Here is a 22,129-nt window from a genome sequence, read left to right as displayed (position 1 = left end):
CCTCCGGGATCGACTTCCCGGTCTCCATCACGATCCGTACCGCCCCCTCGCGGAACTCCGCATCGTAGAGGCGCTTCTTGGATGCCATGACCCCAGCTATCCCTCCGGTCACGGTCTCCACAGTAGGAGGGGAACCTCAAGTTCGTCGGACTCACCCCCGGGCATCTGCCCCGAACCCGAGGCGAGGAACGCGGCCAAGAGCCCGAGGCGGTGCAAGGTAGCGCCCATGCGTTCCCCGCTGATGCGCTCCCCCAGCAAAGAGTCCACCTCACCGACGGCCTGGATGTCCGACTCGTTGCGGATGGGCGAGTAGTCGTCGTCAAGGAGGCTCGCACGGTGGACAAGGCTGTGCGGATCCGTCGTACGCTCGGCCGGATCAGACCGCTCCACCGCCCAGCCGGCGGCATTGGCAGCCCGGACGACCTCATCACGGACGTCGTCGGCTTCAGCGGCCAGTGCCAGCCCGTACAACGCGCCCACGACCATGGCTGACCTCACCTCTGCGACATCGACGCAGAGCCTCCTTGAGACTCTCGCGGCCGACTTCCGCAGGTAGGGGATGATGAAGTACAACGCGAGCAACTGGCCACGCTGAGCCAAGTTCGGCACGTCGCTTCGGGCATCGCGCCCCACGCACCGCCACAGCGCATCCCGCACAGCAGCATCAGCGGCATTCCGTGCCGCCGCTTCCTTCGCCTCCGAGAGCGTGAGGTGCTCGCCGACCGAACATCTCTCCCCGGGTACATGTGGACAGACCAACTGTCCACCGAGCAGCTGCGGAACCTTTAGCTCGATCGACCTGAAGACGTCTGCCGAAGGCAGCAGGGACATGAACTCTCCTCCTGTCGTTCCGTCAACGGCAGGAGGCTCACCACCGCGAAGGACAACCATTCTCATCCGACGCAGCATGCGCTGATGAGAGTGAACGGCACACGGTGGCCGAGTGAAGCGGGACAAGTCGGCGATCACGCATGGGCAGGGCTCACGGATTGGCCATTGGCCTCCTTGCCCTACGGGTCACGGCAGTCCGGTAGGGGCATTCACACCAAGAGTATGGTGACTTATATGGCAACCAAGAAGGTAACGGTGACGATCCCCGAAGATCTCCTGGACGAGATCCGCGCCGAGGCGGCTGAGCGGGGACTTTCGGCGTATGTCGCCGAAGCATTGCGATTCAAGCGCGATCGGGACCGACTGCTGGAACTGGTCGACTGGCTGCAGGAGGAACACGGCGCGGTCACCGAGGACGAGCGCGCGGCAGCACTCTCGGAGCTGGAAGAGCTCGACGCCGAGCACGAGCGTCGCCTCACCGCCGGAGGACACAACGCCGGAGAGGCCGCGTGACCAAGCGAGCCAGTGAGCACGGGCAGCGGCCACTGCGCGCCTTCGTACTCGACTGTGAAGCCCTGTCCCTCGCTGTGCGTGGCGACCGGAAGATGATCGCCTGGCTCGATCTCGCAGCACGGGGCGAAGCCGAAGTGGTCACGTCGCCCATGACGCTGGTGGAGGCGTACGACGGCAGAACCACCGAGCAGCGCTGGGACTGGGCGCTCTCCCGGCTCAAAGTCGCCGACATCGGGAAGGACGAGGCCCGCCAGGCCCGCCGACTCCTGTCCGACGCCAAGCTTCACGGCCACAAGTACGCGATCGACGCGGTGCTCGCCATCATCGCCAGACAGCAGAAAGGGCAGGTCACCATCTTCACATCGGACGTGGACGACCTGGAGAAGCTGGTTCCGGAATCGATCGTCGTCAAGCGAGTATGACCGGCGCCCTGGTCTCAGTTCTGGTCTCATTCGTCGCCGTCCGGCGTCGTCCGCCATCCGTCCGATGGCCTACTCCACCCCAGGTCAGAACGCCCCCGTCCCGCCCCGAACCCCCAGACGAACATTTGGAAAGCGTGTTGGGGGCAACAATGGCTACTGGCGCACCTACCTGCCCATGGCCCACTGACGGCAGGCCCACGGGAGTGAAGATGACTAAGCGAGCGGGCTTCTACCGGGAGATCAGCGGCCCGGATGCCACCGCGGGCGATGCGCCGTCCCTGCGCGACGACGTGCGGAGCAGCGGGCCCTGGGACGAGGACCGCGTCCTCGCCTACCTGGAATCGGCCCGGGAGATCTACACCACGATGGGCGCTCGGCGCGACGCCCTCGCCGACGACGAGTGGATCGCCGGCTCCGAGTCCCTGTTGACCGACGGCACCTGGATCTGGCCGATCGACCTCGTGCACTACGTGCGCCGTCACCACGTCGCCCTGCCGCAGGACTTCCTGGAGCACATCCGGGCCAACGGCTACACCGCCCCCGCCGTGCCCGACGAGCGGGCCAGGCACATCTTTCAGGAGGAGTTCCCGGACAGCGCCCCCGCCGCGGCCGTTCCCAAGTCCTTCGGTTTCTTCACCTGGTACGTGCCGAAGCTGACCGGCACGAGCGCCCGTCGGTTCCTCGCCCATCTGGAGAACGCGGGACTCTCCGCCGTACACCCCCTGACGAACGCCCTCTTCGGGTTCCGTGAGACGCCGACCGGAAACCGCGAGCCCCTCATGGGTGACGGCACGGCCCTCGCCGCCGCCCTGGCCGACGACCGCTACTCGAAAGCCGAGTTCACCTGCTGGAAGGGCTACGACCAGTCCCTGACCGGCATCGTGCGACGTACGGACGAGACGACGCAGGGCATCACACTGCGCCTCACCGACGTCCCGGCACCCGACCGCGAGGAGGCCGTGGCGGCACTGGTGCGCACACTCGACCAGGACGCGGCCGAGTGCCGCGGTTTCGTCATCGACCGGACCGGCGTCTCGGCTTCCCAGGACTGGGACCGGATCCTCACCGGCGACGGAGCGCACTTCACCGTGTGGCCCGACACCATCGGCATCCTCCGGGACCGCGTCGCCAACCACCCCGAGCTGGCCGACAGCAAGCCGACCGCTTACGGCCCGCTCGACGTCTTCCACCGCGGGTGACGCTGCCGAACCTGCGCCGAGTACCACTCGGTACCACTGCAGCACCCGTGGTCCGAGTTCGGGCTCCTTCGCGCAGGACGGCCGTTACCGTCTCGGACCATGGGGAATGGCAACAGCACGCCGGAGAAGGTGGCGTGGGTCCTGGTTCGGGACAATCACGTGTTGGTGACGCGTAGTCACGGCAGAGATCTCTTCTACCTCCCGGGCGGTCGTCGTGAGCCGGGTGAGTCCGACGACGAGACCCTGATGCGTGAGATCGACGAGGAGTTGCGGGCGGAGATCGACCCCGGTTCGATGGTGCGCTTCGGCACGTTCGAGATCGGTGAGGGGCATCCCGAGCACGGTCCCTTCCGAATGATCTGTTACACCGCCGATCACCGCGGTGAGCTGATCCCGGCGTCGGAGATCGCCGAGAAGGCGTGGTTCCGGTACGCCGATCGGCGCCGGGTGTCGGCCGTCGACGCGTTGGTCTTCGACGCGCTTCACGAGGTCGGGTGGCTTTCCTGATCCGAAGCAGTCCAGGCGGGCGCAGGCCCGTACGGCAGGATGTCCCCCCATGAGCGATGCGCCCGTCCCGCCCGTCCCCTCAGCGAGTGATTCCGCCGCGGAGTCCGTCGAGCGAGGTCGGCGGGCCGCTGCGGTAGGGGACTGGAAGACGGCTGTCGCGGCCTGGGTCGCTGGTGCCAATGCGGGGAGTCTGGAATCGGCGAACCTGGTCGTCACGGCTGTCCCGCCCCTGAAGGGCCAGGCCGACGATGGGGACGTCGACGCGATGGCGCTGCTGGCCGGTGTGATGCTCGACTTCTTCGACGAGTCCGCCGTACCGCTGGTGCTGGCCTACGCGACCGCCGCCGCACGCGCCGGGCATCCGTCGGCTCAGCGCACGCTGGGCCTGATGTATCGCACCGGGCGCGGAGTCGAGCCGGACGGCCGACGGGCCGAGGACCTTTTTACGGCGGCTGCGAAGGCCGGCGACGCGTACGCCGCTTTCAACCTGGCGGGCATGCACATCACGGGCGATGTCCGGGCCAGGGACCACGACCAGTGTCTGCGGCTGCTGCGTCAGGCCGTCGCCGGGGGCGTGACCGAGGCCGCCGCCGTGCTCGGCGACAGGCTCGCCTCCGTCGATGCGGACGCCGAGGCGCTGAGCTGGTACGTGTATGCCGCTGAGCGGGGTCACGCCGGTTCGATGTTCGCCGCCGGGTGCCGGTACCGCGACGGCCTGGGTACGGTGCCGGACCCGGTCCAGGCCGTGCGGTGGTTCCTGGCGATGCTCGACAAAGGCGACGGAGGCAGGGGCTACGGGGACGGGCTCCACGAGGCGGTCCAGATGGTGCGGCGGGGTATGACCGACGAACAGATACGCACCGCCGGTCAGCTGGCCGGCCGCTCGTCCGAAGCCGAGACGCTCATCCGCACGGCCCGCCCGCACGGCGGGTGATGCTCACCAGCGTGTCGGGGCCCTGCCGACGGCGGTCAGGCGGGAGGGGTGACCTGGTTCCGGGCCGGTGGGGCCGAGACCGGGCTCCAGTCGGGGCCCCGGTGGGTCAGCCACCAGTTTTCTATGACGTGGAACTTCTCCTCGAAGTGGCGGTCCCGGCCGTGGAATCCGGTGCTGGGTGCCCGTAGGCGGGTGAAGCGGCCGTTCGCCTCGTAGAGGACGATCGTCGTGGTGCGGCGGATCGATTCGGTGTGGATGCCTCGGACGTCGGACCAGGGGATGGTGCGGCGGCGCAGGTTGTGGACCACGGCCGCCGACGGGGTGAGGGTGATGCCGAAGCGGGGCGGGAACACGGTCTTCACCGTCAGCAGGAGGATCCAGAATGTCGCCAGGCCAAGCAGTCCGCCGGGGCGGGGCATGCCGGTCCTGATGTTGATGAAGAGGACCGTTGTGGCGAAGACCGCCGGCAGGGCCGGCGCTGTCCGTTGCCACATCGTCATGCGGTAACTCACCTCCGCCGGCAACGCGACCCCACTCGATGAACGCTCCACCACTGCAACCACCCCGTTGAGGAATTTTCTCGGGAGGCGACAACCTCCCGCCCCTGTATACCCGTTCGATAAGCATGAAGTACTTCTCACCGCGCACCCTGCCGGTGCCGGGCGGAGGTGGCCTGTGATCCGGACGCCGGTCGGGCAGGACGTCTCCGATGCCGGTGGTGTCGTCGAAAACGGGCTGGACTTCGACGACTTCGCGCGCAGCCGGCAGGCACACCTGCGCCGTTCGGCCCATCTGCTGTGCGGGGACTGGCACTTGGCCGAGGACCTGACGCAGACGGCGTTGGCGAAGCTGTACGCGGTGTGGCGTCGGGTACGGCAGTTGGAGTCGCCGGACGGCTACGCCCGGCGGGTGCTGTACCGGACCTTCATCGACGAGACCCGGCGGCGCCGGTGGTGGGAGCGGGCGGGGACGGGGACGGGGGCGCCCCCGGAGGACGTGGTGGCCCCGGTCTCGGATCCGGATCTGCGGCTGACGCTGCTGGACGCTCTGCGGCAGTTGCCGCCGCGCGGGCGGGCGGTGCTGGTGCTGCGGTTCTGGGAGGACCAGAGCGTGGAGGCCACCGCGGCGGCGCTGGGGTGCAGCGTCGGCACGGTGAAGAGCCAGACCTCCCGGGGGCTGGGCACGCTCCGGCGCATCCTGGCCGAGTCCGGCAAGGACCCCGAGTTCGGCAAGAACCCCGGGACCGGGGCTACGGGGAAGGGGACCGGGACCACGACAGACACGGACACCGGCACCGGCACCGGCACCGACTATCTGCGGGCGGAGTGGTGAGCATGGGCGGGAAGGGCGATGACCAGTTCGACCGGTTCTCGTACGAGTCCCAACTGATCGACGTGTTCGGTGAGTTGGGCTCGGGACCCGAGCCGCCCATGCCGGACCTCGTGCCGGGCGCGGTCGTGCGCGGCACGCGGCTGCGTCGGCGGCGGCGGCGGGTCGGGGCGACCGTGAGCGCCGCCGTCATGGCGGGCGTGCTCGCGGTCGGCGGGCACACGCTGCTCGCGCCCCGGCCGCAGAGCGCGCCGACGCTGCCCGCGGCGGAACCGACGGTCTGGTATCCGTCGCTGGAGCTGCTGCGGTCGATCCTGCGCGGAGGCGACGGCACGGCGATCAAGGTCGGGAATCCGAGCCGACCCCTGCGGCCCGGACGGTACTTCCGGGTGACCACCGCCGACGGGAACACCGCCGACCTCTATGTGGGCCTCAGTCGGACCGCCGTGGACCCGTCGTACGCCCACCCGGCGCAGGCCTGCCTGAACAGCACCGGACGCGTGCTCGCCTCTCCGTGGAACGGCCTGATCTACAAGTGCAGCCTGACCAGGCGCGGTTCGGGCAGCGTGCTGCTCTACTACGTGTCCGACATGGGACTGCCCAGGCCGAGCGGCCCCCGCAACGAGAACTCCTGGGCGACCGGGGTCAGTTACCTGACCTCGGGCGGATGGACGGTTCAGGTGATCGCGGGCTCGCTCGACGAGGCCCCCGACAGCGGGCGGCGCGGCCGTCCCTGGACGGACACTCCCCTGCTCCAAGTGGCCACCGACCCGCGCATCTTCGACGCCGTCGAGGAGACCGGCGGCTGAGCTGACGCACCGCACCCACGACACACATCTTGATCAACCCTGACAACGAGGATGGCATGAGCATGCCCAAATTCAGCGCGCCCGGCATACGCGGCCCCGTGATCACCGCACTGGCCGTCGGCCTCCTGCCCCTGCTCGCCGCCTGCGGTGGCGGCGGGAGCGGGAGCGCCAAGTCGAGCGCGTCGAGCGGGAGTTCAGGCGGTTCCGGCGGATCCGGTACCACCACCACGGCCGACGGAGCCGTACAACTCACCGTCCCCGACGGCGTGGACGAGGCGACCAAGCAGCAGTACATCGAAGAGAACGCCATCGCGGTCTGCATGAAGAAGCAGGGCTTCACCTACACCCCGTACGTGCGGACCTCGGCGGCGGTCGATCCGCTCGCGGCGGTCGACGGGGAGGACTACGCGCGGGCGAAGAAGTTCCGGCAGAAGTACGGCTTCGGGTACTACGCCGGCGCCGTCTACCCGAACGACCCGAACGTCCCCTTCAGCAAGGCCGCGCAGGCCAAGCGGACCACACCCGTGGACCACGACGAGGACGGGCTGACCGACGCCCAGAAGAAGGCGTACGACATCGCGCTGAGCGGTCCTCCGGCGAAGAGCAAGGCCGACGAGAAGCTCGGCGGCTGCTCGGAGGCCGGGCGGGTCGCGGCGCACGGGCCGGCGCTCAGCGCGGCGGCCGAGAAGAAGGCGGAGAAGGCCCGCGACGAAGCGAACCACGCCAACGGCCTCGCGCTCAACGGAGACACCCAACTCGTGCAGTTCGCCCAGCAGTTCGCGACCTGCCTGACCGGACAGGGCATCCCCGTCTCCACCACCCAGCCGACCGGCATGGTCGACATGGTGCGCCTCGACATCTCCCGGAAGCTGCCGGAGAACTTCATGTCGATGAGCAGGGAGACCGCGCTGCCCCTCCTCGACAAGGACATCGACATCGCCTTGAAGGACCTGGACTGCGGCAAGAAGTTCCGCGCCGCGTACTTCCCCAAGGAGAAGGCCAAGCCGTACTACGGGGAGAACGGATGAGCCGCCCGGAGGGAGAGGGTACGAGCCGGATCGGCAGCGGTCGTAGGCGACTTGGGGTCGTCGTGGGAGCCGTGGTGCTGGTCGGGGCGGGTGGGTGGTTCGCCGGTACGCAGGTGCAGTCGCCCGCGGACGCCGCCGCCGCGCACACGGCGCCGAAGGCCGGGCCGGTGACGGTGGCGGTCGTCCGGCAGTCGCTCACCGCGAGTGTGGTGGCGACCGGGTCCGTCGAGTTCGCCTCGCCGCGGCCGCTCTCGCTGGCCGGGCCGGTCGGCACGGGGACGTCCGCCAGTACGGACGGCGACGGCACCGAGCAGCGGGTCACCAAGGCGCCGGTCGCCGGTACGAAGATCAAGGAGGGCGACGTACTGATGACGGTCAACGGCCGTCCGGTGTTCGCGCTCGGCGGCTCCGTGCCGATGTACCGCGCCTTGGGGCCCGGAAGTTCCGGCGACGATGTGACACAGCTTCAGAAAGCCCTGCGGCGGCTCGGGTTCGACCCCGGATCGATCAGCGGGACGTACGGGCAGGGCACCGCCGGCGCGGTCGCCGCCTGGTACAAGAGCAAGGGGTACGACGCCCAGGAGCCGAGCCCCTCCGACCAGCAGCAGCTCGGCTCGCTCGAACAGGCCGTCTCCGCAGCGCAGGAGGCGCTTCTCACCACCAACAGCGCCTCCCCCAGCACCGGTTCCGCCTCCCCCAGCCCTCAGTCCAGCACCGACCAGCAGGTCCACGAGATCCAGGTCAAGTCCGCCCAGAAGGCGCTGGATCTGGCGAACGACGCGCTCAGCGGTTTCAAGGCCTCCTACGGCACGAAGGTCCCGGCCGGCGAGGTCGTGTTCCTGCCGAAGCTGCCCGCGCGGCTGGACAAGGTGAGCGTGAAGACGGGCGACGCCCCGTCCGGCCAGATCGGTACGGTGACCAGTTCCGACGTGGTGGTGCAGGCGGCCGTCCCCGGCACGGACGCACAGCTCCTGCGGCACGGGATGACGGCCCAACTGACCACGGCGGACGGCAAGTCGGCGACCGGCACGGTGGACGTCGTAGCGGATGGTTCTGGTTCTGGTTCCGATTCGTCGTCGGGCGCGGACTCCTCCGCCACGGCCCCCTCCGCCACCGGCGAGACCGACTCGGCCGCCGGCTCCGACTCGACCGCCGCAGTCCAGGTGCGCATCACCGTCCCGGAGCCCGGGCCGCTCGCCGGTGAGGCCGGGGCCGCCGTGAAGGTGACCATCAAGGTGGGCGCCTCGGACGGCAAGGTGCTGACCGTGCCGATGGCCGCGATCCACACCTCGTCCGACGGGCTGGCCAGGGTCCAGGTCGCCCACGGCGACACCGTGACCGACGTCCATGTCACCGTCGGGCTCTCCGCCGCCGGGATCGTCGAGGTCGAGCCCGCCGGGGGCACGTTGACGGCGGGCGAGAGGGTGGTGGTGGGCGAGTGACCGACACCGTGGTCGAGAGCATGCTCGACACCGTCATCCAACTCACCGGCGTGGAGCGGACATTCCCCTCCGAGCCGCCCGTGTACGCCCTGCGCGACGTGCACTTGACGGTGCGGCGCGGTGAACACCTGGCCATCGTCGGGCCGTCCGGTTCCGGGAAGTCGACGCTGCTCAACACGCTCGGGCTGCTGGACCGGCCCACGGCGGGGTCGTATCTGCTGGACGGGGTGGAGACCACCGGGCTCGGGGATCTGGAGCGGACCTCGTTGCGCGGGAGCCGGATCGGGTTCGTGTTCCAGTCCTTCCATCTGCTGCCGTACCGGACGGTCGACGAGAACGTCATGCTGGCCGAGACGTACCGCAGGCCGCGTGCCGGACGTGGGCGCGGCGGGCGGCTCGCGCGGGCCCATCTGGCGCTGGAACAGGTGGGGTTGGGGCACCGGGTGGGTTTCCGGCCCGACCGGCTGTCCGGTGGTGAGCGTCAACGGGTCGCCATCGCACGGGCGTTGCTCAGCGATCCGGCGCTGCTGCTCTGCGACGAGCCGACCGGGAACCTGGACACCGAGAACACGCTCTCCGTGCTGGAACTCTTCGACGACCTGTGCGCCCAGGGGATGACCCTGGTCGTGATCACCCATGACGACGCGGTCAGCCGGCGGGCGGGCCGCAGGGTCCGCATCACCGACGGGCGCCTCACGACGGAGGACCGGTGACAGGGAGAAGAGAAGGAAAAGGGCTGGTCGAGCGGCCTTGGATGGATCCGCGGGACCTGTGGACGGAGGCTCTCGCGGGGGTGCTCGCCCGGCCGGTGCGGTCCGCGCTCACCACGCTCGGTACGGTCCTCGGCATCACCACGCTCGTCATCACCATCGGGGTGGCGTCCACCGCGGGCAACCAGATCGTCGGCCGGTTCGACGCCCTCACCGCGACATCGGTGACCGTGACCGTGCCGGCGCCGCTGCCCGGGGAGGAGGACGCCGGGCCGCTGGTGCCGTGGTCGGGGACCGACGCCGTACGGAGGCTGGCGGGTGTGGTCGCGGTGGCGGCGCTCGCCGACTCGGACGCGACGGACAGCGTGCTGGTGCGGTCCAACGACGTGACCGCGCCCGGCGACATGTCCGGCCAGACCCTCGCCGTGCTCGCCGCCTCGGCGGGTCTGCCGGCCGCTGTGCACGGGGCGATGACGGCGGGACGGTTCTACGACTCCGGGGACATCGCCCGGCACGACCATGTGGTGGTGCTCGGCGACCAGGCGGCGAAGCTGCTCGGCATCAAGCGGGTGGAGGACGCGCCGGCGGTCTTCTTCAAGGGGCAGTCGTACACCGTGATCGGCATCCTCGGCGGGATCCGGCGCGAACAGCGGCTGTCCACGGCCGTGTTGGTGCCGCCGACCACCGCGGCCGACCGGATCGGGCTGACGGACATCACCCGGGTGCTGGTCGACACCGCGCTCGGCGCGGCGAAGCAGGTGGCACGGCAGGCACCGATCGCGCTGGCGCCCGGGCACCAGGACTCGCTCTCCGTCGAGGCACCGCCGGACCTGTCCAAGGCGCGGGCCGGAGTCCAGAACGACACCAACAGCCTGTTCCTCGTCCTCGGGCTGGTCTCCCTCGTCGTCGGTGCGATCGGCATCGCCAATGTGACGCTGGTGACGGTGATGGAACGCGTCGGCGAGATCGGGCTGCGGCGCTCGCTGGGCGCGTCCCGGCGGCAGGTGGCCGGGCAGTTCCTGCTGGAGTCGACAACCATCGGGCTGCTGGGGGGAGTTGTGGGCGCGGCCCTGGGCATCGCGGTCGTGGTGTGCGTGGCCGTGGTCAAGGAGTGGACGCCGGTGCTCGACCTACGCCTCGCGCTCGGCGCCCCGCTCGCCGGCGCCCTCGTCGGACTCCTCGCCGGCCTCTACCCCTCACTGCGCGCCGCCCGCATGGAACCGGTGGACGCCCTGCGCGCACCGTCGTAGCGGCACGACTGTCATGGCGGCACGATCGTCGTAGCGGCACGACCGGAGACAGGGCCGACCTGCTGACTTACACTCCTCTCGCCCGGTGCCGGAGCGGTGAGGGGAGCCGCGGATGTCCTCGATCACGACGCCTCGTGCGGAGAACTCCGCGACGCGGCTGGAGTTCTGGCGCGAGATCGTCAGCCGCACCTTCGTGCCGCTGGAGATCGTGCCGCATGAAGGGCCCGATTTCCACGCGCAGTTGAGGATCGCGCGGGTCGGTGAGGTGCGGGTGTCCGTCGTGGCCACTCCGCCGCACACGGCCCGTACCCGGCGCCCGGCGAACTCGGACGCGTCCGACCATGTCAAGGTCAGCCTCCAGCTGACCGGGCACTGCGTCCTCACCCAAGGTGATCACCAAGCCGAGCTGAAACCGGGCGAGTTGGCGGTCTACGACACCCGCAGGCCGTACACCCTCGACACCGACCGGCCCGGCCGCAGTCTGGCCCTGATGTTCCCGCGGGCCATGTTGCGGCTGCCGGAACGGGAGTTGGCGCGCGTGACGGCGGTCTCGGTGTCGTGCCGGGACGGGCTCGGCACGGTCGTACGCCCCTTCCTGTACGGACTGGCGTGCCAGGTCGACGAGTTGGAGTCGCTCGGCACTCCCCGGCTCGCCGAGAGCGTGGCCGATCTGGTCGGCACCCTCCTCGCGGAACACACCGGCGCGGACCGGACGCGAGAAACCGACGACGGGCGCGAAGTGCTCACTCGGCGCATCCTCGCCTACATGGAACAGCGCCTCCACGACCCGGAGTTGGGCCCGGACCGGATCGCGTCCGCGCACCACGTCTCCCGCCGCTACCTCTACAAACTCCTCGCCGAGCACGGGTACACCGTCTCCGGCTGGATCCGCGAACACCGGCTCGCGCACTGCCGCCGCGACCTCGCCGACCCGGCCCTGGCCCATCTCCCGGTCGCCGCGATCGGCAGCCGCTGGGGCTTCCCTGGCCCGGCCCATTTCAGCCACGCCTTCCGGACGGCGTACGGCATGAGCCCGAGCGAGGCCCGCGCGGCGACGACGACCGGGTGACCGTGCTCAGCCGGGCAACTGCCCGTGCACCGCCACGAAAGCCGGGACGCCTTCCGAGGCCGCACCCTTCGGCCATGGAAGCCACACCGAAGAACACACCGAAGAACACGCGGAAGAACACGCGGAAGACCTACGACCACATCGTCGTGGGCGCCGGTTCGGCCGGCTGTGTCGTCGCGCGCCGGCTGGTGGACGCGGGCCGCAGCGTCCTCCTGATCGAGGCCGGCGGCCAGGACGACAACCCGGCCCTCCACGACCCGGACCGCATGTGGGAGCTGTGGACCTCGCCCGAGGACTACGCCTACCTCACCGAACCCCAGCAACACGCCGACGGCACAAGGGTGTTCTGGCCACGCGGCAAGGTCGTCGGCGGGACCAGCGCCATCAACGCGATGATCCACGTCCGCGGCCACCGCTCGGACTACGACGACTGGGCGGCCCGGTACGGAGCCACCGGGTGGTCGTACGACGAGGTCCTGCCGTACTTCAAGCGCTCGGAGGACTTCGAGGACGGGCCCTCGGAGTACCACGGGTCGGGCGGGCCGCTGCCGGTCACCCGCAACCACTCCCCGAACCCGGTCTCCGTGGCGTTCGTGGAGGCGTGCGAGCAGTACGGGATCCCGTACAACGACGACTGCAACGGCGAGGAGATCCTCGGGGTCAATCTCCTCCATCTCAATGTGCGCGACGGGCGGCGGGTCAGCGCGTGGACGGCGTTCGTCCAACCCGTGCTGGACAGCCCGCAGTTGACCGTGCTGACCGGTGCGCCGGTGGTCCGGGTGCTCGTCGAGGGCGGGCGCGCGACCGGGGTCGAGGTCGTCGAGGACGGCCGGACCGTCGCCGTACGGTGTGCGGGCGATGTCGTGCTGTCCGGCGGAACGATCGGCTCGGCGCAGTTGCTGCTGCTCAGCGGAATCGGGCCCGCCGACGAACTGCGGGCCCTCGGCATCGGGGTCGTCGCCGATCTGCCGGGCGTCGGGGCCAATCTGCACGATCACGCGCTCGCGCCGGTGGTGTACGAGTCGGCGCGGCCGGTGCCCGCGGGCACGTCCAACAAGATCGAGGCACAGTACTTCGCGAAGACCGATCCCGCGCTCGCCGCCCCCGACCTGCAGCCGGTGATGTCCCACGTGCCGCTGCCCGTCGTAGGACAGGACGTGCCGGAGGAGGGCCACGGCTACACCGTCGCGCCGGGCACGATCCGGACGCTGAGCCGCGGGCGGCTGTGGCTGCGGTCCGCCGACCCGGCCGAGGCGCCCGCGCTCGATCCGCGGTACTTCGAGGAGCCGTACGACCTGCGGGCGATGGTGACGGCGGTGAAGCAGTCGCGGGAGATCGGGGAGCAGAAGGCGCTCGGCGAGTGGCGGGCGCGGGAGATCGCGCCCGGGCCGGATGTGGTGACGGACGACGAGATCGCCGCCTATGTGAAGCGGAACCTGGCCAGTTATCACCACCAGGTCGGGACCTGCCGGATGGGCACCGGCCCGGACGCGGTCGTCGATCCGCTGCTGCGGGTGCACGGGGTGCCGGGGCTGCGGGTCGCGGACGCCTCGGTCATGCCGGCGGTGCCGTCGGGCAACACGCATGCGCCGACCGTGATGATCGGCGAGCGGTGTGCGGAGTTCCTGATCAGCGGCTGATCTGCCGTTGCGGGGTGCCCCGGGCCGGGTTGAGGTGGGAGCGGAACGCAGCTCACCGAAGGAGTCCGTCGTGGTGGACAGGCGCAGGTTCATCGTGGGGTCCGGTGCCGTCGGCGCCCTGGCCGTGCTCGGCGGAACGGCCGGTTGCACGGCGCGGGCCGAGGGCGAGGCCGTGAGCGCGACGGCTCCGGCCGGCGGGCACATCCGGGGCGCCACCGCGATCACCAAGGTCTACGGCGACGGGCAGAAGCTCATCGCGGTGGCGGTCGAGTACGACGCCGACATCACCGGTTCGGCCCTGTCGACGTCGACGTTCAAGGTCACCGGGCGGACCGTCACGAAGGTCTACGCGAACCGGTCCGCCGACCTCGCCGAGCGGGGCGGGGACGGGCGTTACGTCGTCGTCGAGCTGTCGCCGGACGACAAGGCGGCGGCGTTGTGGGTGACCCAGCAGGGCGGCGGCAGCGCGTCCGGTTCCTCGCCCACCGGTACCTCGCCGACCGGTTCCTCCAGCGCGGCCCCCGGCGGAGGCGGTCCGAAGGTCGGGGACAGCACGCCGGGCGGGACCATCGTCGCCGCGAAGGCGACCGTCACCCAGACCGGCACCGTGACCACGACCTCCGGCAGCCGCTACCCCGCGAGCGCCACGAAGGTGACCACGGGCGCGGTGAAGAACCTGATCGTGGACGACTTCCGGCAGTTCGCCTTCACCGACCCGGTGACGAAGAAGACCCTGAAGTACAACCTGTTCGTCCCCAAGGGCTACGACCCGCACAAGCGCTACCCGCTGGTGCTGTTCATGCACGACGCGAGCGTGGTCAACGTGGCGACACAGGGTCCGCTGGTGCAGGGGCTCGGCGCGGTGTGCTGGGCCAGCCCCGAGGACCAGGCCCGGCACGAGGCCTTCGTGCTCGCGCCCGAGTACGACTCCGTCGTGATCGACGACACCTATAAACCGTCGCCGCTCTTCGACACCACCGCGCATCTCGTGCAGGCGCTCACGAAGAAGTACAGCCTCGACGAGAAACGGCTCTACGCCACCGGTCAGTCGATGGGCGCGATGATGACGCTGGGGCTGAACATCAAGTATCCGGAACTGTTCGGGGCGTCTTTCGTAGTCGCCGGGCAGTGGCCGTCCGACCAGGCGAAGCCGTTGGCGAAAAAGAAACTCTGGATCGTCGTCTCGCAGGACGACGACAAGTCCTACTCCGGCGAGAACGCCATCACCAAGGTCGTCAAGGAGCAGGGCACGGCCGTGGCGACCGCGGTATGGGACGGGCGGTCCACGGGCGCGCAGTTCGCCGCCGACGTACGGAGCCTCAAGGCGCAGAAGGCGCCGGTCAACTACGCCGCGTTCAAGACCGGCACGGTCGTGCCGAAGGGCTCGACGACCAGCGCGCACATGGCCACCTGGCACGTCGCCTACACGATTCCCGGCATCCGGGAGTGGGTCATGGACCAGTCCCTCTGAGTTCGCTCTGAATACGGCCTGTTTTCGTCGTCGAATTTTCGCCGCCGCCGAATCGGGCGAATGCGGGTCAATAATTGTGGCGCGATAACCCGCGCCAACTAAGGTTGCGCGAAGCGAATTCACCGGGACGACCAGGGAACTTCTGCGTCCCCTGTGAAAACGCTTCTTGTTTCGCCTGTCGCTTCACAGATTGAGGCAGGACAGTGGCGCCCGGCAGCCCTGACAACCTCGATCGAAGGAGCTCACCTTCATGGACAGGCGTAGGTTCATGGCCGGTACCGCGACCGCGACGGCGGGGGCCCTGGTGGTGTTCGCCGGCGCGTCCCCCAGCTCCGCGCAGGAGGCGAGCGGGACGACGGCCGCGACCGGTGCGGCCGGTTCGGACGGAGACCATGTGAAGGGCCTCACGGCCATCACCCAGGTCTTCGGAGCCGGGCAGAAGCTCGTCGCGGTGGCGGTCGAGTACGACAGAGAGATCGACGCGCGGACGCTCTCGACCTCGACGTTCACGGTCACCGATCGCACCGTGACCAAGGTCTACACGAACCGCTCCGCCGACCTCGCCGACCGGGCGCGCTACGGCCGCTACGTCATCGTCGAGCTGTCCCCGGACGACACGGCGGCGGCGCTGTGGGTGACGCAGCAGGGCGGCGGCACCCCGCCCACCGGCGGTACCGGGACCGGCACGGGCGACTCCGGCGGCGGGGTCGGGGCGGGCGGCCCGAAGGTCGGCGACACCACGCCCGGCGGCACCATCGTCGCCGCGAAGGCCACGCTCACGCAGGCCGGCACGGTGACAACGGCCCACGGCACGCAGTACCCCGCGAGCAGCACGGCGCTGACCACCGACGCGGTGAAGAACCTGATCGTCGACGACTTCCAGCAGTTCACCTTCGCCGACCCCGCGACCGGTCAGACCCTGAACTACAACCTGTTCGTCCCCAAGGACTACAACCCGCGCAAGAGCTACCCGCTGGTGCTGTTCATGCACGACGCGAGCGTGGTCAACGTCGCGACCGAGGGTCCGCTGGTGCAGGGTCTGGGCGCGGTGTGCTGGGCGAGCCCGGAGGACCAGGCCCGGCACGAGGCCTTCGTGCTCGCGCCCGAGTACGGCTCCGTCGTGATCGACGACGACTACCTGCCGTCGACGCTCTTCGATGCCACCGCCAACCTCGTCGAGTCCGTGACGCAGCAGTACAGCATCGACCGCAAGCGCCGCTACACGACCGGTCAGTCGATGGGCGCGATGATGTCGCTCGGCCTGAACATCAAGTACCCGGACCTGTTCGCGGCGGCGTTCATCGTCGCCGGGCAGTGGCCCGAGGCGCAAGCCGCGCCGCTGGCGAAGAAGGACCTGTGGATCCTCGTCTCCGCCGACGACACCAAGGCCTACCCCGGCGAGCAGGCGATCACCGCGGTCATCCAGGAGCAGGGCACGCAGGTCAGCACCGCGCTGTGGGACGGGCAGTCCACCGCCGCCGAGTTCGCGGCCGACGTGCGCAGCATGAAGGCGCAGCGGACGCCGGTGAACTTCGCCGCGTTCGAGGCCGGCACGGTCGTACCGACCGGCTCGACGACCAGTGCGCACATGGCCACCTGGCAGGTCGCGTACACGATCCCCGGCATCCGGGACTGGATCATGCGCCAGTCGATGTAGCTCCGGCCGACCACGGGGGCGGGTCCTGGCCGCGGCACTCGGCGGCATAGAGTGCTGCGGCAGGTCCGGCAGGCGTGGGTGGAGGTAGATCGCGATGGAGAACCCGCCACAGCTCACCGTGGGACGGCTGTTCTCCTCCTGGCAGGCGGACGTCCCCGCGCTGCTGGTCGTCGTACTCCTCGGCGGCCTGTACGGCTGGGGCGTCCTGCGGCTGCGTCGCCGGGGCGAGAGCTGGCCGGTGGCACGGACCGCCGCGTTCGCGGTGTTCGGCCTCGGCACGATCGTGGTCGCCACGATGTCCGCGCTGGCCGTGTACGACCGCGTGCTGTTCTGGCCGGCCGCCGTCCAGAACGTCCTCCTGGACCTGATCGCCCCGCTCGGCCTGGCCCTCGGCGATCCGCTGCGGCTGGCTCTGCGCGCCCTGCCGGAACGCGCGGCGGCACGGACGCAGGGAGCCATGACCGGACGCGTGCTCCGGCTGCTCACCTTCCCCCTCGTCAGCACGGTCCTCGTCCTGACGACGGAACTGACGATCTACTTCACGCCGTACTTCGAAACGGCGTTGGCGAACAACTGGCTGCACCAGCTCCTGTACCTCCAACTGCTGCTCGCCGGGAGCCTGTTCGTGCTGCCCGTGCTCACCCGTGAGGAGGCGCTGCCCGCCTGGTGCACGCATCCGGTGCGGGCGGCGCTGGTGTTCGTCGACGGGATCATCGACGCGGTGCCCGGCATCGTGGTGATGACCCACGGCACGCTGATCGCCGGGGGCTGGTACCTCGCCCACTCCCCGTCCTGGGCCCCGGACGTCCAGCACGACCAGCAGCTCGGCGGCGGCGCGATGGTCGGCCTCGCGGAACTGGTCGCGATCCCCTTCCTGCTGGCGATCCTGGTCCAGTGGGCGCGCACGGAACGCGCCGAGACGGTGGCGCTGGACCGGCGGCTGGACACGGAACTGGAGCGGGTCACGCCCACGGAGGCCGTGGCATCGACGGAGGGTCCTGAACTCGTCCGCCCCTGGTGGGAGACCGAGAACAGCGAGGTCGCGCAGCGCATCCGGGGACAGCGGTAGGGGTTCCCCCGAGGCCCTCAGGCCACGACCAGGGCATCCAACTCCCGTATGAGCCGGGCCCCTTCACGGGTCATGATCTCCGGGTCGCGCAGGGCGTTGGAGAGCAACGACATGCCCTGGTAGGCCGCGACGAGGGTGAGCGCGAGCCCCGCGGGGTCGGCCGCGCCGAGCTGCCGGTACTGCTCCTCCACCCAGTCCACCAACCCCCGTATGACCTGCCCCGCGGCAAGATCGAGACCGTCCTCGTACCGCTTGTCCAGCTCTACGGCGAGGGTGCCCATGGGGCAGCCGTGGCGGGCGGCCATGTCCTTCTGGTCGACCCAGCCGCCGATGAGGGCCTTGAGTCGTTCGCGCGGGTCGGGGAGCCGGTCGAGCCGTGCGGTCAGGGTCGCGAGGTTGCCCGTGTGCTCGGAGAGGGCCGCCTCGATCAGCTCGTCCTTGGTCTTGAAGTAGTAGTAGACATTGCCCGTCGGGACGTCGGCGGCGCGGGCGATGTCGGCGATGGTCGTGCGCTCCACGCCCTGCTCGTGCAGGACCCGGGCGGTGGCGGTGGTCAGCCGCTGCCGCTTGCCGACGGCGGCGGACCGGGCGGGCCGGGAATCCTTTGAGTCAGTCATCCGACTAACTATAGACAACGGGCAGGGTGATCGTGCTAGCGTCACTCCCGACGGAGTCAGTCAGCCAACTAACTCACACGCGCATACGGCGACGGGGGTATCGAGATGATCGTGGTGACGGGTGCGACCGGGAACGTGGGGCGGACGCTGGTGCGGTTGCTCACGGAGGACGGGGTCCCGGTGACGGCGCTGGCCCGGAACATCGGCGGGCCGGGGACGGTGGCCGCCGACCTGGCCGAACCGGAGACCCTGCGGGGCGCGTTCGAGGGCGCGGAGGCGCTGTTCCTGCTGGCGGCGGGCGAGCGGCCGTACGACGTCCTGGACGTGGCGAAGGCGGCCGGTGTCCGCAAGGTGGTGCTGGTGTCCTCGCAGGGCGCGGGGACGCGACCGGAGGTGTACGCGCTTCCCCGCCAATTCGAGGCGGCCGTAAGGGAGTCGGGGCTCGACTGGACGATCCTGCGGCCGGGCGGGCTGGACAGCAACGCGTTCGCCTGGGCCGAGTCGATCCGGGCCCGGCGCATGGCGGCGGCACCCTTCGAGGACGTGGGCCTGCCGTTCGTTGACCCCGACGACGTGGCGGCGGTCGCCGCGACCGTCCTGCGCGAGGACGGGCACGTGGGCGCGACCTACACCCTGACCGGTCCGGCTCTTACGACACCCCGCGCGCGGGCGGCGGCGATAGCGGCGGCACTGGGCGAACCGGTGACCTTCACGGAGCAGACCCGCGCGGAGGCGTACGACCTGATGGCGCGCTTCATGCCACTGCCCGTGGTCGAGGGCACGCTGGCGATCCTGGGCGAGCCGACCGAGGAGGAGCGGCTGGTGAGCCCTGATGTGGAGCGGGTGTTGGGGCGGGCGCCGGGCACGTTCGCGGCGTGGGCGGAGCGCAACGCGGCGGCGTTCCGATGACGGCGACGACGGTTCACGCGACGCACGTCCTCGACTCGACCATGACGCACCGGGAGTCGGGCACCGGAGCGCCGATCGTCTTCCTGCACGGCAACCCGACCTCGTCCCACCTGTGGCGGAACGTCCTGCCGGGCATGACGTCCGGGCGCCTGCTGGCCCCCGACCTCATCGGCATGGGCGAGTCGGGCAAGCCGGCCGTCTCCTACGACTTCGCCGACCAGGCCCGCTATCTGGACGCCTGGTTCGACGCGCTCGGGCTGCGGGACGCGGTGCTGGTGGGACACGACTGGGGCGGTGCCCTGGCCTTCGACCGGGCCGCGCGCCATCCGGACCGGGTGCGGGGCATCGCGTTCACCGAGACCATCGTCAAGCCGATGACCTGGGAGGAGTTCCCCGAGGGCGGCCGGGAGCTGTTCCGCGCGATCAAGACGGACGGCGTCGGCGAGGCCATGCTCCTCGACGAGAACGCCTTCATCGAACAGGCCCTGCCCGCCTCCACCACGACCCCGCTCGCACCGGCCGACCTCGCGGTCTACCGAGAGCCGTACCCGACCCGCGAAAGCCGCCGCCCCCTCCTGCGCTGGGCCCGCTCGATGCCACTGGACGGCGAACCCGCCGACGTCGTGACCAGGATCGAGGCGTACGACCACTGGCTGACGTCCAGCCCGGACGTGCCCAAGTTGCTGCTGACGTTCGCCCCCGGGGCGGGGACGATGACGACCTCGGACATCGTCGCCTGGTGCGCCGCGAACATCGCGGCCCTGGAGATCGAGCACTCCGACACGGTGGCCGGCCACCACACACCGGAGGACCGGCCGGAGGTGATCGCCGGGGCGATATCGGGGTGGGTGGAGCGGCACGGGCTCCTCGGCTGAGAAGCCGTGCCCTGCTACCGCACGATCCGTACCTGCCGCTCCACGCTCACCTGGTCGATGTCCGACGTCCTGACGGTCACCTTCATCGTCCAGGTGCCGGCGATGGGGATGTTGAGGGAGTTGGTGCCCCAATAGCCGCCCTCGTCCTTGATGTCGGCGTCGAGGGGGCCGATCTTCTGGGCCGGGAGGGTGAAGGAGAGGCGGAGTTCGGGGACCGTGGCGAAGCCGCCGTCGGGGCCGTAGACGACCGCCTCGACCGAGTTCAGGCCGACGCGGCCGGGGTCGAGGGTGATCTGTACCTTGCCGCCGGCGTTGCCGACGCGGAAGGGGACCATGGTGACGGAGGCCGCGGGGATGCCGGCCGGGGTCGCCGTCTGCTGGGCCTCCGCCGCCGCCCTGCCCGGCAGGGTGTTGGTCAGCAGGGTGGTGATCACCAACACCGTGACGCCGACGGCGACTTCGAGCAGGACCGAGCGGCGCAGGCCGCGGCGGTATCCGTCCGGGGAACCGTCACCGGCTCCGGGGTCCGGGAGGCCCGTACCTTCACCCTGGCCGGTGGAGGACGACGTCCCCTCTGCTCCGGTCTTCACCAACTCCGGTACCTGGAGCGGCACTTCCGCTCCCGCCAGCCGTGCCGTCCACTGGCGCGACCAGCCCGCCGCCACGAGCAGCAGGACCACCGCGCCGAGTTTCACGAGCAGGATGCGGCCGTACGACGTTCCGGTCAGGGCGTTCCAGGAGCCGAGGCCGCGCCAGGACTGGTAGACGCCGGTGACGACCAGGACGGTGACCGAGACGAAGGCGAGGCGGGAGAAGCGGGCGACCGGGGCCGCGTCGAGGTCGGGCGACCGGTAGAGGACGGTGAGCAGGGCTGTCAGGCCGCCCAGCCAGACCGACATCGCGAGCAGGTGCAGGACCGCCGAGGTCATCGCCACCGGTACCTGGATGCCGGCGGACGCGTGTTCCGCCGACGCCCAGGTCAGGGCCAGGCCGACGGACAGGGCGGCGCCCGTCCCCAGGGCGACCCGTCCGAACCGGTCCCGCCCCCGGAGTCGTAGGAGGAAGAAGGCCGTTGCGGCGAGGAGGAGCAGGCGGGCCGCCAGGGCCTGACCCGGGCGGGTGGTGAGCGTGCGGGGGAGAGCGGAGGGGTCGAAGGCCGCGGCCAGGCCCGTGCCCGCTTCGTAGGGGGCGCGCAGGATCAGGAGGGCCAGGGTCGACGCCAGGAGGGTCCACCAGCCCGTGAGGATCGGCTTGTTGAGGACCGTGGGGTTCGGGGGGCGGCACAGGGCCATGAAGGTGGCCGTGCCGATGAGGAGGGCGGCGGCTATGTAGGCGAAGTAGCGGACTATGTCGTACAGGCTGCCCGTCAACGGCTCCTCGTCCGGGGCCGTGCTGATCGGGGTGGTGGTGGCGGAGGGTTTGCCGACGGAGAAGGTGAAGGCGCCCGAGACGGGGTGACTGTCGGCCGAGACCACACGCCAGGCGACCGTGAAGGTGCCGGTGCCGAGCTTGGCCGGGAGGGTCACGCTCGCCGTGTCACCGGCGTCCTTCGCGTGGTGCGCGGAACTCGTCTTCACCCGCCTGTTGTCGGGGTCGTAGACGCGGAAGGAGTCGTCGAGGAGGGCGACGGACTCGGAGAAGGTGAGGGTGAGCGTGCGGGGGGCCGACTTGAGGACGCTTCCGTCGGCGGGGGCGGTGGATTCGAGGGCGGCGTGCGCGGACGCGGTGCCCGCGCTGCCGAGGAGGAGCAGGACCAGCACGGTGCCCAGCAGCACCAGCCCTTGAACTCCTCGGCGCCGACTGCCTCGGTAGTCGCCGTTGACTCCGTCGCGTCCAAAACGCTGTCCC

At 70.3% G+C, this 22,129-nt stretch carries 22 protein-coding genes; 18 read left to right on the top strand and 4 right to left on the bottom strand.

Annotation, left to right across the window (positions count from 1 at the left end; genetic code table 11):
- Positions 1 to 108 precede the first annotated feature (108 nt).
- On the bottom strand, positions 109 to 831 hold the full coding sequence (locus ACIBJH_RS37545; protein ID WP_399121413.1) for a hypothetical protein: 723 nt from the start codon (positions 829 to 831) through the stop codon (positions 109 to 111).
- A gap of 234 nt (positions 832 to 1,065) precedes the next feature.
- Between ACIBJH_RS37545 and ACIBJH_RS37540 the strand changes: the two genes are divergently transcribed.
- The 5 genes from ACIBJH_RS37540 (at position 1,066) to ACIBJH_RS37520 (ending at position 4,406) form a co-directional block, all read left to right on the top strand.
- Entirely contained in the window at positions 1,066 to 1,344 is a 279-nt protein-coding gene (locus ACIBJH_RS37540; RefSeq protein ID WP_399121412.1) for a CopG family transcriptional regulator, read from the top strand.
- Positions 1,341 to 1,766, top strand: coding sequence for a hypothetical protein (locus tag ACIBJH_RS37535; RefSeq protein ID WP_399121411.1), 426 nt, complete (start codon positions 1,341 to 1,343; stop codon positions 1,764 to 1,766). The genes ACIBJH_RS37540 and ACIBJH_RS37535 overlap by 4 nt, the downstream gene beginning before the upstream one ends.
- Positions 1,767 to 1,975: 209 nt before the next feature.
- On the top strand, positions 1,976 to 2,965 hold the full coding sequence (locus ACIBJH_RS37530) for a hypothetical protein (RefSeq protein ID WP_399121410.1): 990 nt from the start codon (positions 1,976 to 1,978) through the stop codon (positions 2,963 to 2,965).
- 99 nt (positions 2,966 to 3,064) lie between these two features.
- A complete protein-coding gene (locus ACIBJH_RS37525; RefSeq protein WP_399121409.1) occupies positions 3,065 to 3,472 on the top strand; it encodes an NUDIX domain-containing protein in 408 nt (135 codons plus the stop codon).
- A 49-nt stretch (positions 3,473 to 3,521) separates the two neighbouring features.
- Positions 3,522 to 4,406, top strand: coding sequence for a tetratricopeptide repeat protein (locus tag ACIBJH_RS37520; protein WP_399121408.1), 885 nt, complete (start codon positions 3,522 to 3,524; stop codon positions 4,404 to 4,406).
- A 35-nt stretch (positions 4,407 to 4,441) separates the two neighbouring features.
- Here the strand turns inward: ACIBJH_RS37520 and ACIBJH_RS37515 are convergent, their stop codons facing one another.
- Positions 4,442 to 4,906 (bottom strand): hypothetical protein, encoded by a 465-nt coding sequence (locus tag ACIBJH_RS37515; protein ID WP_399121407.1) that lies wholly within the window; start codon positions 4,904 to 4,906, stop codon positions 4,442 to 4,444.
- A 175-nt stretch (positions 4,907 to 5,081) separates the two neighbouring features.
- On the opposite strand from ACIBJH_RS37515, the gene ACIBJH_RS37510 reads away from it, so the two are divergent.
- The 11 genes from ACIBJH_RS37510 to ACIBJH_RS37460 all read left to right on the top strand — a co-directional run bounded on the left by ACIBJH_RS37510 (position 5,082) and on the right by ACIBJH_RS37460 (position 17,880).
- Positions 5,082 to 5,738, top strand: coding sequence for a SigE family RNA polymerase sigma factor (locus ACIBJH_RS37510; RefSeq protein ID WP_399121406.1), 657 nt, complete (start codon positions 5,082 to 5,084; stop codon positions 5,736 to 5,738).
- A gap of 2 nt (positions 5,739 to 5,740) precedes the next feature.
- Positions 5,741 to 6,544, top strand: coding sequence for a hypothetical protein (locus ACIBJH_RS37505; RefSeq protein WP_399121405.1), 804 nt, complete (start codon positions 5,741 to 5,743; stop codon positions 6,542 to 6,544).
- Positions 6,545 to 6,600: 56 nt separating this feature from the next.
- Positions 6,601 to 7,572, top strand: a complete 972-nt coding sequence (locus ACIBJH_RS37500) for a hypothetical protein (RefSeq protein WP_399121404.1) — start codon at positions 6,601 to 6,603, stop codon at positions 7,570 to 7,572.
- Positions 7,569 to 9,014: a peptidoglycan-binding protein gene (locus ACIBJH_RS37495; RefSeq protein ID WP_399121403.1), complete on the top strand. Its 1,446-nt coding sequence runs from the start codon at positions 7,569 to 7,571 to the stop codon at positions 9,012 to 9,014. The genes ACIBJH_RS37500 and ACIBJH_RS37495 overlap by 4 nt, the downstream gene beginning before the upstream one ends.
- Before the next feature lie 20 nt (positions 9,015 to 9,034).
- The gene (locus ACIBJH_RS37490) at positions 9,035 to 9,727 is read left to right on the top strand and encodes an ABC transporter ATP-binding protein (RefSeq protein WP_399121422.1); all 693 of its coding nucleotides are present in this window, start codon (positions 9,035 to 9,037) and stop codon (positions 9,725 to 9,727) included.
- Positions 9,728 to 9,768: 41 nt separating this feature from the next.
- Positions 9,769 to 10,974 (top strand): ABC transporter permease, encoded by a 1,206-nt coding sequence (locus ACIBJH_RS37485; RefSeq protein WP_399121402.1) that lies wholly within the window; start codon positions 9,769 to 9,771, stop codon positions 10,972 to 10,974.
- Between the two features lie 112 nt (positions 10,975 to 11,086).
- A complete protein-coding gene (locus tag ACIBJH_RS37480; protein WP_399121401.1) occupies positions 11,087 to 12,043 on the top strand; it encodes a helix-turn-helix domain-containing protein in 957 nt (318 codons plus the stop codon).
- 74 nt (positions 12,044 to 12,117) lie between these two features.
- Complete coding sequence (locus ACIBJH_RS37475; RefSeq protein ID WP_399121400.1) at positions 12,118 to 13,683, top strand: GMC family oxidoreductase; 1,566 nt, start codon at positions 12,118 to 12,120, stop codon at positions 13,681 to 13,683.
- A gap of 70 nt (positions 13,684 to 13,753) precedes the next feature.
- On the top strand, positions 13,754 to 15,154 hold the full coding sequence (locus ACIBJH_RS37470; protein ID WP_399121399.1) for an alpha/beta hydrolase-fold protein: 1,401 nt from the start codon (positions 13,754 to 13,756) through the stop codon (positions 15,152 to 15,154).
- Positions 15,155 to 15,404: 250 nt separating this feature from the next.
- Positions 15,405 to 16,811, top strand: coding sequence for an alpha/beta hydrolase-fold protein (locus ACIBJH_RS37465; RefSeq protein ID WP_399121398.1), 1,407 nt, complete (start codon positions 15,405 to 15,407; stop codon positions 16,809 to 16,811).
- Positions 16,812 to 16,905: 94 nt separating this feature from the next.
- Positions 16,906 to 17,880, top strand: a complete 975-nt coding sequence (locus tag ACIBJH_RS37460) for a cytochrome c oxidase assembly protein (protein WP_399121397.1) — start codon at positions 16,906 to 16,908, stop codon at positions 17,878 to 17,880.
- A 17-nt stretch (positions 17,881 to 17,897) separates the two neighbouring features.
- Here the strand turns inward: ACIBJH_RS37460 and ACIBJH_RS37455 are convergent, their stop codons facing one another.
- A complete protein-coding gene (locus ACIBJH_RS37455) occupies positions 17,898 to 18,497 on the bottom strand; it encodes a TetR/AcrR family transcriptional regulator (RefSeq protein WP_399121396.1) in 600 nt (199 codons plus the stop codon).
- Positions 18,498 to 18,602: 105 nt separating this feature from the next.
- Between ACIBJH_RS37455 and ACIBJH_RS37450 the strand changes: the two genes are divergently transcribed.
- Entirely contained in the window at positions 18,603 to 19,406 is an 804-nt protein-coding gene (locus ACIBJH_RS37450; protein WP_399121395.1) for an SDR family oxidoreductase, read from the top strand.
- Positions 19,403 to 20,281, top strand: a complete 879-nt coding sequence (locus tag ACIBJH_RS37445) for a haloalkane dehalogenase (protein ID WP_399121421.1) — start codon at positions 19,403 to 19,405, stop codon at positions 20,279 to 20,281. Before ACIBJH_RS37450 ends, ACIBJH_RS37445 begins: the two co-directional genes overlap by 4 nt.
- A gap of 14 nt (positions 20,282 to 20,295) precedes the next feature.
- On the opposite strand, the gene ACIBJH_RS37440 is transcribed toward ACIBJH_RS37445, so the two are convergent.
- Complete coding sequence (locus ACIBJH_RS37440; RefSeq protein WP_399121394.1) at positions 20,296 to 22,056, bottom strand: copper resistance CopC/CopD family protein; 1,761 nt, start codon at positions 22,054 to 22,056, stop codon at positions 20,296 to 20,298.
- Positions 22,057 to 22,129: the final 73 nt, after the last annotated feature.

The organism is Streptomyces sp. NPDC050548 (assembly GCF_044457385.1).
Classification (GTDB): Bacteria; Actinomycetota; Actinomycetes; order Streptomycetales; family Streptomycetaceae; genus Streptomyces.
This window is presented reverse-complemented; position numbering and strand designations above follow the sequence as displayed.